Here is a 12,435-nt window from a genome sequence, read left to right as displayed (position 1 = left end):
TATTAATAGTACTCTTAATTATTATTTTTTATCGTGAAAAAAATCCTATTACTTAGTGACACACATAGCTATATAGATGATCGTATACTACATTATGTACAAGAAGCAGACGAAGTATGGCATGCTGGTGACATAGGAGATTTATCTGTTACTGATCGTATTCAAGAATTAAAACCACTACGTGCTGTTTATGGAAATATTGATGATCATGTAGCTAGAGCTTCATTTCCACTACATCAACGTTTTGTTTGTGAAGGTGTTTCTGTATGGATTACTCATATAGGAGGTTATCCTCCTAAATACAATGTAAATACTCGTGATGAAATTAGGGCTAATCCTCCTAAATTATTTATTTGTGGACATTCTCATATTCTTAAAGTCATTCCTGATCACAAATTAGGGTTAATTCACCTTAATCCTGGTGCTGCAGGAACACACGGTTTTCACAAGGTTAGAACCATGCTTAGATTTACACTTGATAAAGGAAAAATTGAAAATCTTGAAGTAATAGAATTGGGAAAGAAATAATTTTTATTGCTTTATAAAGTCTTTTAACTTTTGTTCATTACAGCTGCTTAATTCGATATAAGATTTTTGTGCTTCAGGAAATGTATGTATTGCCAAATGACTTTCGGCTAATAGCCAAAAACAAGTATATCCTTTTTCTGGAAAGTAATATTCATCAAATTTAATAATGGTAAACCCTGCTTTCTTTAGTTTTTCTTCATACTTATTTTTCAATATATCAGGCACTACTTCTTCTACCCATTCTTGATGGTTATAGATCTGTGCCTCTATTTCTTTTGCTTCCAACTCCATTTTTATATCACTTTAATAAATTTCCCAATTTCCGTTTAAATAATATTGATACAATACTGGATCATGAATTCTATTAATCTTGATTGTATCTTCATCTTTTGTAAAAAAATCTTGTTTTCCAAATGATGTTAATAATTGCATCGCTTCATTATTGATCCACTTAGTATCTATTTCAGAAAACTTTAATGTCTTTAATCGCTTCTTTATTATTTCATCACTAACATTATGATTCTTTACACCTAAAATCCATCCCCATTCTCCCATAGACAATACTTGATTATGCATTGCTACTGTTTTAAATTGAGCAGATTGCATTGTAGCATCGATACATTGGTATGCTTTGGTCGCAAAATACGGGCTTCCTGCTTGTGTAATAATTACACCATTGGGTCTTAATTTCCTATAACAAATAGTATAAAATTCATGACTATATAAACGCCCTAATTCTATTGTTCTGGGATCTGGTAAGTCCACTATAATTACATCATAGAATTTTTTATCTTGCTGTTCTAAGAAAGTATAAGCGTCTTGATTATAGATTGTCACTTTCTCGCTAAGAAAAGCATCTTGATTAAGAGTTCTTAAAATCTTATTCTCTTTTGCTAATCTAGTCATCTCTGGATCAAGATCTACAAGGTCAATATGCTTTACATCTTTATATTTAAGCAACTCTCTTACTGCACATCCATCTCCTCCTCCTAAAACCAAAATATTCTGAGCTTTAGATGCTAATCCCATAGCAGGATGAATCAAAGGTTCGTGATACATCTCTTCGTCTATAGAACAGAATTGCAAATTACCATTTAAATACAACCAGTGCTCATCTTTCCATTCTGTAAGTACAATTTTTTGATATTTGGTTTGTTTAGAAAATATAACCTTGTCTTTATATTTTTTTTGTTCTCCCCATCGTATTACTGGCTTAGTATAAAACAATCCCAATCCTAGTACTGCTACTGTACTAATAATTAAAACACTTATTTGTTTTCCTTGTTTGGCTCCTAGCTTATTATACAACATATAAGCAACAATAATTGCTACTCCTAGATTAACAAAACCTAATATAAATGGTGTATATGTTAGCCCTAATAAAGGTAATCCTATAAAACCAAAAAAGACCCCGCCTAATAAACTACCATAATAATCTTTCTCTAATACCGATGAGATATTCGTTCTTAAATCTTCATATTGTTCATTAATTCTTACTACAATTGGTATCTCTAATCCTATAAGTAATCCTATAGAGACACATAATAAATAAATTACCAATTCATAATAGGTAGAAACAGCAGCCAATGTATATACTATCATCGATGAGAATGAGACTAGTATCGATAGTACTATTTCTAGTATTAAAAATTTTGCTATTAAATTTCCTGAAGCTCGTTTACTCAAGCGCGCACCAATACCCATAAAAAAAAGCATCAAAGAAACTATCATTGTCCATTGAAAGACTGAGTTTCCTATAAAATATGTAGCCAAAGTTGACAATACATATTCTGCCACAATACCTGCAAAACCAGTTGCAAAGATTGCTATTTTAAGAATATTAGAATTCTTTTTGGTCTTATGTGTTACAGACTCCATGTAATCAAAATTGCAGATCCTATATAGGCAAACGCTTCTATTAAAGCTGCTCCTACATTAGGCTTTTCTTGATTTACTATTTCATCTGTAAGGCGTTGTCCTGGTAATAAAATTTTATCTGCAACCACACGCATCAAAGGTAAAATCATTAATCCTAAAAGTACTTCGATTACGATTTCTATTACTGTTGTTATCCAATCTTCAAAATCACCTAGCAATGCATTCATGATAATAATCGAAATTGCTATTATTGCTCCTGTTATCGCTACACCTGCCGCTATATTATCTTTTTCTATCTCTGCGTGAATATCATATCCAACAAATTTTGCATAAAGCTTAGATGTAAAGATCATAATCACCATTCCTATAGCCCAGTATCCTACCGCAGTTATGGTTCCATGTAAATATCCGCCACCACTTTCTCCTGTTATAGCTCCAAATAGAATTAATGCTGTAGCTATATAGATACCACCTTCTATCACTCCTGTTCCTACATTTTGATCATCGATGATTTCCTTTTTTATTTCAAAAGCTGTAGTCAAAAACTTATTCATTACCCATACAGAAATATTTAATAAAATAACTCCCAAAATACTATAGTATCCTATTGTTATTAAATCCTCTATCCATCCATAACTTTCGCCTACAATTGCTGCACCAATAACGATTAACAAGCCTGCAAAATATCCTATATACGTAAATGAAAATGCTAGATTATCTTTTTCTACTAGCTCATGATTTACCTTTATGTTTTTATGTATCATTTGGTATACTATTTTTCCTATACCAAAAATGACACTTGCTAATACAATATAACTTAACGAATGTAATATATCTTCCCAGTGAAAATATGTTGTTATTAATTCCATTTGTCTTGTTTTTTATTTACCAAAACCTCCACCTCTTGATCTTGATGAAGATCTTGAATATCTTGAGCTGTTTCTTTTTGTTTTTGAATATCTAGAACCTGAACTATATTTTCTACTATTACTTGCAGCAGCGCTCTTTTTTACATTACTTCTTACTCGTTGTTTAAAAGAGCTACTTTTTGAATTCCATTTAGAGGAAGACGCAGTACGAGCAGTTGTAGAGGATGTTCCATATTTGTTTTTTCCAGAACCATAATACGCTTTCTTTCCTCTATAATTTCGATCATAATCTCTATAATCATTTCTATAATAACGGTATGATGGTCCGTAAAACAAGTCACTTAAAAAGCGATATTGTCCATAAAACACCCAAAATGAACTTCCGTTTGAATGTGTTTGCCATCTTCCATAGCGTTCATTACCAACATATCGATCATATCCCGCTGGTGTTGCTTTTTTATCCAAAACCCCATCTTTTTTAGATAGAATTGTCATTCCTAAATCATCCACATGTTTATCAAAAAAAGTCGGACTTACACGTTTCCAATCTGTATCTTCAACTACAACATCTTCGGCTTTTGTTGTATTGTCATTTAACTTAGTAGAATCAACTGTTTTTTGAGGTTTTTCAATTAAGATTCTATATTTATGATAATATGCTTTTTCTGCTTCATTATAATCCATATCTGCTAGAATCACACTATAATTAGGTTCATTGAGATACGTAGTTATAATTTTGTCTAATGGTGTTTTCTCATATCTTCTTTGCTCTCTATCAGAACTACAAGAAGTAAATACCACTAGAAGTAAAAGCACTTTACAATAGATAGTTATTATAGGCTTCACTTTATCTTATTTTTAATTAATTATTTAAAGGTTTCTTTATTCTTAGCTTTTTTGAGGCAGTATATTACTAATTTCAAAAGATTTGATGTAATTCCCTATAGTCGCCTCAAATTCATCTGCCCCAGATTGTTCTATTGATAAGACCAACTTTTCGCTCTCATCATGATAAGTCCATACAATTACTTCACTCCAATCTTCTGTATTCACATGTCTCACATACCCCATATCTTCTGTATCACGAAAATAGGTTACACCTTCATAAAAAATCTTTCTAGGCGGCTTTTCGTTTTCCTGAATTTCTTCAGGAATAGTTGCATCGAGTTTACGAATTGGAATTTTTGTCATCATCGAAATAGTCAATTCATCATCCTCTTCTATACTTAAGTATTTGCTTTCTCTTCCGTTAGAAATCAAAAATTCTCTAGAGTAAAAATTATTACCCCAATCATATTCATACATCTTTTTCACTATCCATGATTCAAGATCATAATCAAAAATATAGTTCTCTTCTATATCTTCAACTTTTATATTAGTCACATCATAGTGAGGTTCTTCTTCTTTTTTCTTAAAAAAATCAAATAATCCCATTTGTTCCTTTTTTAATTGATAAGTAGTTTATTTTGTTGTTTTGTTACATATTACAAAGATCTCTTTTAAAAATCGTATACTTCAATATTTTCTAAAAATAAAAAACCAGAGCTGGCAGGCTCTGGTTTTTACGCACTAATACTACTAAGATTTTAGGTTTATCGTAATCGATCTACAGATTTTACAAGATCCTCATCCTTTTTAATGGCTCTGTTGGCCAGCACTAATAAAACGATAGAAATAACTGGTATGAGTTTCTCAATACCTTTCTCAGAAACTGATGCTTCTCCAGATATAGTTAGAGACCAATAAACAAATACTCCTAGTAAAATAAAGTTTAATATTATATTTAGACGCCCCAAAACAAATTGAAGCTTTCTATTTTTAAATAAAAAAATTGTCACTAGAGACAATACTGCTGATACAGCAAACAATAATACAACAACTATATTTTCTGTCAAAATTTTACCACCAAAAAAATATGGTAAAGCTCCTGAAACCACAGCAGCTAGTAATAAATATATAGATTGTATACGTTGTAACATTAGTATTAGATAAATATTTATATTCTAGGCAAAAATAATAGTTTCTTTTTATTATTCTCCACTAAAAATTAAAAATAAAGTTGTATAATTGCAAAACGATTTCATAACCTATTCATAATAGGACAATTACCTCAAAAACATTTTTTTTTATTTTAAAGAAGTCTTCTTTAACAACAATACCCAACGTAAATTTATAACAAATTAAATGTTAGAAATATCAGAATTAAAAGCAAAAAAACTACCTGAATTACAGGAAATTGCTAAAGCTCTCAAGGTTCCCAAGTATAGATCTATGAAAAAACTAGACTTGGTATACCAAATATTAGATTACCAGGCTTCAAACCCTACCAAGATTAAAGAAGTTATTACAGAAGAACCGGCAGAAGCTTCAAAAAATACAAAAGAGAAAGAAAAAACACCTAGGCCTAAGCGTCAACGTACTAAAAAAATAGAAAGCGTTGCTGCTACCAAAAGAGACTCTCAAAAAGAAACTTCTACTAAAGAAACCAAAGAAGAAAAACCTTCTAATGAAGTTTCAAAAGCACCAAAAGCAAAAGAAGATCATACCCCAAAAGAAAATGGGACTACAAATAAACCTGTAGCTCCAGAAACTTCATCTTCAAACAATACAAACGAAGAGAGCACTGCCAAAGAAGATACTAAAGAAAAAGAATATAAAAGAGTTCCTCAAAAAAAGGAATCACGTTATAAAAACGATAAGCAGTCTTCAAACAAAGGACCTCGCAACTCAAAAAGAGACAATTATAAAGATCATAGAGATAACGGTAATAAGGATAATAGAAACCGTTACAAAGAGCCAGATTATGAATTTGATGCTATTATTCAAAGTGAAGGTGTCTTAGATATCATGCAAGATGGTTATGGTTTCTTACGTTCTAGTGATTATAATTATTTATCTTCTCCAGATGATATTTATGTATCTCAATCACAAATACGCTTATTTGGGTTAAAAACAGGAGATACTGTTTTAGGTCAAGTTAGACCACCTAAAGAAGGAGAAAAATATTTCCCATTAATTAAAGTAAACAAAATTAATGGTCTTGATCCTCAAGTTGTACGCGATCGTGTTTCTTTTGAACATCTAACTCCTTTATTTCCTCAAGAAAAATTCAACCTTGCAGAAAAACAAAGTACCATTTCTACAAGAATAATGGATTTATTCTCTCCAATAGGAAAAGGTCAAAGAGGAATGATTGTAGCTCAACCTAAAACAGGTAAAACAATGCTTCTTAAAGATGTAGCAAATGCTATTGCTGCAAATCATCCAGAAGTTTATCAAATGATTTTACTTATAGATGAGCGCCCTGAAGAAGTTACTGATATGCAACGTAATGTTAAAGGAGAAGTAATTGCTTCTACTTTTGACAAAGAAGCTCAAGAGCACGTTAAAGTTGCTAATATCGTACTCGAAAAAGCAAAAAGATTAGTAGAATGTGGACATGATGTAGTTATATTGTTAGATTCAATCACTCGTCTAGCTCGTGCCTATAACACTGTACAGCCTGCCAGTGGTAAAATATTGAGTGGTGGAGTTGATGCTAATGCACTCCATAAACCTAAACGTTTCTTTGGAGCTGCTAGAAATATTGAAGGTGGAGGATCTCTATCTATTATTGCAACTGCTTTAACTGAAACCGGATCAAAAATGGATGAAGTTATTTTTGAAGAATTCAAAGGTACGGGTAATATGGAATTACAATTAGATAGACGTATATCTAATAGACGTATTTTCCCTGCCATAGATCTTATATCTAGTAGTACTCGTAGAGATGACATCCTTCTAGATGATGCAACTATACAACGTATGTGGATTATGAGAAAATATCTTGCAGACATGAATCCTGTTGAAGCGATGGAGTTTATCAATGAGCGATTTAAACAAACTAGAAATAATGAAGAATTCTTAATCTCAATGAATGGATAAGGTTTTTTAAATTATACTACAATATATCAAAGAGTAATATTTGTCATGAATATTACTCTTTTTTATTGAAAGGATTTTTATATGCATGAGACTTACTAAAAAAACAATGCTATGAAAATCTTATTTAGTCTTATATTTAGTATAGCCTTTATCGCTACTGGATGTAGTGATACTAAAAAATCGACACGTCAATTACAATTAGAAGCCGCTCAAAAACTTCCTCCCGTTCAAACAGAAACAGTAAACGGACTTAAAAAAGCCTATTTTGCTAGTGGTTGTTTCTGGTGTGTAGAAGCTGTTTACGAAAGTGTTAAAGGTGTTAAAGAAGTCATTTCAGGTTATTCTGGTGGTCACACAAAAAACCCTACTTATGAAGAAAGTAATACTGGACGTACCGGTCACGCAGAAGCTGTTGAAGTAATTTATGATCCAAAAATAGTTTCTTTTACCTCTTTAGTTGATGTTTATTTTGGTTCTCAAAACCCATTACAAGTAAACGGTCAAGGTCCTGATAGAGGTTCTCAATACAGATCAATAATCTTTTATCAAAATCAAAAGGAAAAAGATATTATCATTCAAAAAAAGAACGCTTTAGCAAAAAAATTAAATGCAACAATTGCTGCTGAAGTTTTACCTTTTCAAAAGTTTTGGATTGCCGAAGCCTATCATCAAGACTATGAAAAAAATCATCCATATAATAGGTACATTCAAGGAGTATCCATTCCTAGATTAAATCGATTTAAGAGTAAATTTCCTGAATTATTAAAAGAAAAAAGCTCTCATTAACTATTAATACCAATGTTCATCTTCTAACATTAAGATGAACATTTTTGATTTTTTAAAAGCAAAAAACTCTCTTACAAATGACTTCATAAATTCTTTAATACAGCAGATGTAATACCAAAATTCACCGTTAAAAGACACAAAAACGCTTGATAAAGTATCATTTTCTAATAAATTAATACATAAGTTTTTGTCTATTTAATATTAATACTGTACCTTTGTTTTTGAAAACATATGGGAGAATTCTATATCAAAAAAAAAGATTTAAAGTTTCCCTATAGATAAAAACTTTTAAAACCCTAAAAACCAAATAAATAGAAACAAAATAATTAAAACCTCAAAAAAGAATATGAATATTAATATTTTTATTCGTAGTTTTAATTTATAAAATATTGACAAAAGCGGTTCCCCTGTGTATGTCAACATATATTATTAATTTACTGTAAACACAAAAGATTATGAAATCGACTTTTACATTTGCCCTATTATTGGTGATCACGTTTACATCTGCTTTTGCACAAAATGCAGGATCTTATCTAATGTCTACTCAAAGACTAGTTGTAAGAAGTGGTCCCGGTACAAATTACAATCCAATCGCAGAAGTTCCACAAGCAACTCAGGTATACGTTATTAGTTCTGAGTATGGAGATTGGAGTACAATCCAATACAAAAACACAAATGGTTTTGTATTAACAAAATTCTTAGCTAAAGACAGCCGTATTGCTGATGCAGAAAGAGTAGCTAACGAAGCTGAAGCTAGAAAAGCTGCTGCTCAAGCTGCTGCTGCTCAAGCTATAGCTGCTGCAGAAAGAGCTAGAAAAGCTGCTGAAGAAGCTGCAAGAAAAGCTATCGCAGAAGCTGAAGCTATCAAAAGAAGAGCTGAGGAAAACGCAAGAAGAGCTACTGAAGATGCTGCAATGGCAGCAAGAAATAAAGAATTAGCTGCAGCATCTATTAAAGATGATGTATCTGAAACAGAAAGAGCTTTACAAGAAGCTCAACAAAGAGCTGCTGAAGAAGGTCAAGTTGCTGATAATACAGTAGGTTCTACTTCATCTTTTGGTTCATCATCTAAACCAGCAGATAAGAAGAAAGAATCTTATAAAAACTGGGAGAAAGTAGCCTATAAAACAGGTGAAGCTCCTAAAACATCAACTGTAAAAGCTAAATACGATTACAAATTAGATAACTATTTACGTCTAATTATCGGAAAAAATACTGATGTAGTTGTTAAACTATATAGAATGGATGATAAAAAAGGAGATGTTTGTATCAGAGAGGCTTATGTAAATAGTGGAGCTACTCACTTAATTAGAAACATTCCTGCTGGTGATTACTATATGAAAATTGCATATGGTAAAGACTGGAAAGAAACTACTAAAAATGGAAAAAGATATGGAGTTTTCACAAAACATGCTTTATATGAAAGAGATCCTTCTATCTTACCATTTACACCTAGAAAAAATAACGCAGGTGATTTAATTGTACCTTCATTCACTTTAAACCTTGATTTAGTTTCTGATGGAGCTGGAGGTTACAATAGTGAAGAAGACAACATAAATGCTGACGAATTCAACCAATAGTCAAGTCAGTACTTACGGCTTTTAAAATGTAAAAGGGAAATATATAATGTCCAAAGGCGTCAATTTAAATTGACGCCTTTTTTTATTCATTCTATTCTAATCTCTTTGTTTTATTATTACTTAAAAAAAGTACCTCATCTAGCTTACTTCCTAGTAGTAAATTCTAAATAAACAAAACCCCATTACCTCTCTTATCCTCACTTCCGAGAGATAAATACCGTATAATAAAATATCATTTATAAAAACAAAAACTACCGATACCCCATTATAAAACAAAATCTATCTTGTTTTTTCTAAGTTTCTTCTCTCTTTAATATTTTCTTTGATTAAGTTTTAGCTCCTCTTAAAACAACTTAATTAGGAATCTTTTTATTCATTATTCGTTTTCATTTTTAACACTACTAAAAACAATCATGTGCACACATCTATACTTAATATTATTCAATAAAAAAGCATTGAAGAAATATTCATTCCTTCAATGCTTTTCTATTATTTATTTAGTTAAAACTTTTTAAGCTTTTAATCTATGTCTTTCTCTTGCTAGTAAAGTATTCTTAAGCAACATTGCTATAGTCATTGGTCCCACACCACCAGGAACTGGGGTTATATAAGATACCTTCTTGCTTACATTTTCAAAATCCACATCTCCTACTATTCTATAACCTTTTTCTCTAGTTTCATCTGCAACTCTCGTTATCCCTACATCGATTACTACAGCATCATCTTTAACCATTTCAGCTTTAAGGAAATTAGGCGTACCTAATGCCGTAATAATGATATCTGCCTGAGATATAATTTGAGTAATATTCTTAGTATGACTATGTGTTAAAGTAACAGTAGAATTTCCTGGCCAACCTCTTCTTCCCATAAGGATACTCATTGGTCTACCTACTATATGACTTCTTCCTACTACTACAGTATGCTTTCCTTTAGTATCCACTTCATATCGCTCTAAAAGCTCTAAAATACCAAATGGTGTAGCAGGAATGAATGTAGACATATCTAAGGCCATTTTCCCGAAATTCGTAGGATGAAAACCATCTACATCTTTATCTGGATCAATAGCCATTAATATTTTTTGCGTATCTATTTGAGGTGGTAATGGTAGTTGTACTATAAATCCATCTATCGCATCATTTTCATTGAGCTCTTTTATTTTTTGTAATAACTCAACTTCACTAGTTGTACTTGGCATTTTTACAAGAGTAGATTCAAAACCAACTCTTTCACACGCTCTAACTTTACTACCTACATAAGTTAAGCTAGCTCCATCATTACCTACAATAACGGCTGCTAAATGAGGAACTTTTTCCTCATTAGATTTCATTTTATCTACCTCAGCAGCGATTTCATTTTTAATGTCATTACTAATTTTTTTACCGTCTAAAACTTTCATTTATTGTTGTTGTGTTGTCTTATTTTATTATCTCATTCTATTCATCATCTGCATCATGCGTTTACCGCCTCCACCTTGCATCATCTTCATCATCTTACTCATTTGATCAAATTGCTTAAGCAATTGATTTACTTGTTGCACAGATGTTCCAGAACCTTTACCTATTCTCTTTTTACGACTAGCATTAATGATTTGAGGTTTTGTTCTCTCTGCTGGAGTCATAGAATGGATAATAGCTTCTATATGCTTAAAAGCATCATCATCTATATCTACATTTTTAAGCATTTTTCCAGCTCCAGGTATCATTCCCATTAGGTCTTTCATATTACCCATTTTCTTAACCTGCTGAATCTGCTTTAAGAAGTCGTCAAAACCAAATTGATCTTTAGCAATCTTCTTTTGAAGCTTTCTTGCTTCTTCTTCATCAAATTGTTCTTGAGCTCTTTCTACAAGAGACACAACATCTCCCATTCCTAAGATACGATCTGCCATACGAGAAGGGTAGAAAATATCTATAGCCTCCATCTTCTCTCCTGTACCAATAAACTTAATTGGTTTGTTTACAACAGATTTAATAGAAATAGCAGCTCCACCTCTTGTATCTCCATCTAATTTTGTAAGAATAACCCCATCAAAATTCAACACATCATTAAAGGCTTTTGCTGTATTTACAGCATCTTGACCTGTCATAGAATCTACAACAAATAAAGTTTCATGAGGTTTAATTGCTTTATGAATATTTGCAATCTCAGTCATCATTTCTTCATCTACTGCAAGACGTCCTGCTGTATCTACTATAACTACATTAAAACCATTTTCTTCAGCATAAGCTACCCCAGCTTTAGCAATAGCCACCGGATCATTATTTCCTCGATCACTAAATACTTCTACATTAATTTGTTCTCCAACTACATGTAACTGATCAATTGCCGCAGGACGGTATACATCACAAGCTACTAATAATGGTTTCTTTGTTTTTTTATTTTTAAGAAAGTTTGCTAGCTTACCTGAAAAAGTCGTTTTACCTGACCCCTGTAAACCTGACATCAAAATTACTGAAGGTTTTCCTGATAAATTAACTCCGGCAGCATCTCCTCCCATTAACTCAGTCAATTCATCTTTAACCAATTTAACCATTAATTGTCCTGGCTTAAGGCTTTTTAATACATCTTGACCTAATGCTTTTTTCTTTACCGTATTAGTAAACTCTTTTGCTATCTTATAGTTCACATCGGCATCAACAAGGGCTCTACGAACTTCTTTTAAAGTTTCTGCTACATTTACTTCTGTAATTTGCCCATGTCCTTTAAGGATGTGTAACGCTTTATCTAACTTATCACTTAAATTATCAAACATAATTGTCTCTTCATTTTGAAAGTTGCAAAGATAGTGTAAAGACAAGCAATTACAAAGTTCTTGTTTTAAGAAGTTTCCATCCAAACTTACTTTTGACTTAACAATAAGTACACTCTTT

12 protein-coding genes are annotated in these 12,435 nt (G+C 31.7%); 4 read left to right on the top strand and 8 right to left on the bottom strand.

All coding sequences use genetic code 11. The annotated features are described in order from the left end of the window. Window positions 1–33 precede the first annotated feature (33 nt). Window positions 34–528, top strand: coding sequence for a metallophosphoesterase family protein (locus ACYEKI_RS10290; protein WP_459211104.1), 495 nt, complete (start codon window positions 34–36; stop codon window positions 526–528). A 3-nt stretch (window positions 529–531) separates the two neighbouring features. Here the strand turns inward: ACYEKI_RS10290 and ACYEKI_RS10285 are convergent, their stop codons facing one another. The 6 genes from ACYEKI_RS10285 to ACYEKI_RS10260 all read right to left on the bottom strand — a co-directional run bounded on the left by ACYEKI_RS10285 (window position 532) and on the right by ACYEKI_RS10260 (window position 5,254). Further along, a complete protein-coding gene (locus ACYEKI_RS10285) occupies window positions 532–819 on the bottom strand; it encodes an S-adenosylmethionine decarboxylase (RefSeq protein ID WP_459211103.1) in 288 nt (95 codons plus the stop codon). Window positions 820–831: 12 nt separating this feature from the next. Next, window positions 832–2,406 carry a polyamine aminopropyltransferase gene (locus tag ACYEKI_RS10280; protein WP_459211102.1) on the bottom strand — a complete coding sequence of 525 codons (1,575 nt, stop codon included), beginning with the start codon at window positions 2,404–2,406 and terminating at the stop codon, window positions 832–834. After that, entirely contained in the window at window positions 2,394–3,275 is an 882-nt protein-coding gene (locus tag ACYEKI_RS10275; protein WP_459211101.1) for a DUF350 domain-containing protein, read from the bottom strand. Before ACYEKI_RS10275 ends, ACYEKI_RS10280 begins: the two co-directional genes overlap by 13 nt. A gap of 12 nt (window positions 3,276–3,287) precedes the next feature. Next, window positions 3,288–4,121 carry a hypothetical protein gene (locus ACYEKI_RS10270; protein WP_459211100.1) on the bottom strand — a complete coding sequence of 278 codons (834 nt, stop codon included), beginning with the start codon at window positions 4,119–4,121 and terminating at the stop codon, window positions 3,288–3,290. Window positions 4,122–4,163: 42 nt separating this feature from the next. Then, window positions 4,164–4,709: a DUF4178 domain-containing protein gene (locus ACYEKI_RS10265; RefSeq protein WP_459211099.1), complete on the bottom strand. Its 546-nt coding sequence runs from the start codon at window positions 4,707–4,709 to the stop codon at window positions 4,164–4,166. Window positions 4,710–4,867: 158 nt separating this feature from the next. Continuing rightward, window positions 4,868–5,254 (bottom strand): DUF4293 domain-containing protein, encoded by a 387-nt coding sequence (locus ACYEKI_RS10260; RefSeq protein WP_459211098.1) that lies wholly within the window; start codon window positions 5,252–5,254, stop codon window positions 4,868–4,870. A gap of 205 nt (window positions 5,255–5,459) precedes the next feature. Between ACYEKI_RS10260 and rho the strand changes: the two genes are divergently transcribed. The 3 genes from rho to ACYEKI_RS10245 all read left to right on the top strand — a co-directional run bounded on the left by rho (window position 5,460) and on the right by ACYEKI_RS10245 (window position 9,565). Further along, window positions 5,460–7,199, top strand: coding sequence for a transcription termination factor Rho (gene rho / locus ACYEKI_RS10255; RefSeq protein WP_459211097.1), 1,740 nt, complete (start codon window positions 5,460–5,462; stop codon window positions 7,197–7,199). A 111-nt stretch (window positions 7,200–7,310) separates the two neighbouring features. Next, window positions 7,311–7,985, top strand: coding sequence for a peptide-methionine (S)-S-oxide reductase MsrA (gene msrA / locus ACYEKI_RS10250; protein WP_459211096.1), 675 nt, complete (start codon window positions 7,311–7,313; stop codon window positions 7,983–7,985). A 455-nt stretch (window positions 7,986–8,440) separates the two neighbouring features. Continuing rightward, the gene (locus tag ACYEKI_RS10245) at window positions 8,441–9,565 is read left to right on the top strand and encodes an SH3 domain-containing protein (RefSeq protein ID WP_459211095.1); all 1,125 of its coding nucleotides are present in this window, start codon (window positions 8,441–8,443) and stop codon (window positions 9,563–9,565) included. A 511-nt stretch (window positions 9,566–10,076) separates the two neighbouring features. Here ACYEKI_RS10245 and ACYEKI_RS10240 read toward each other — a convergent pair. Both ACYEKI_RS10240 and ffh read right to left on the bottom strand, forming a co-directional pair. Further along, entirely contained in the window at window positions 10,077–10,961 is an 885-nt protein-coding gene (locus tag ACYEKI_RS10240) for a bifunctional 5,10-methylenetetrahydrofolate dehydrogenase/5,10-methenyltetrahydrofolate cyclohydrolase (RefSeq protein WP_459211094.1), read from the bottom strand. A gap of 27 nt (window positions 10,962–10,988) precedes the next feature. Next, complete coding sequence (gene ffh / locus ACYEKI_RS10235; RefSeq protein ID WP_459211093.1) at window positions 10,989–12,317, bottom strand: signal recognition particle protein; 1,329 nt, start codon at window positions 12,315–12,317, stop codon at window positions 10,989–10,991. Window positions 12,318–12,435 lie beyond the last annotated feature (118 nt).

Origin of the sequence: Aquimarina rhabdastrellae (assembly GCA_947387485.1) — a bacterium.
GTDB lineage: Bacteria > Bacteroidota > Bacteroidia > Flavobacteriales > Flavobacteriaceae > Aquimarina.
The sequence above is the reverse complement of the archived record's forward strand: the minus strand, read 5'-3'. Positions and strand labels throughout refer to the sequence as shown.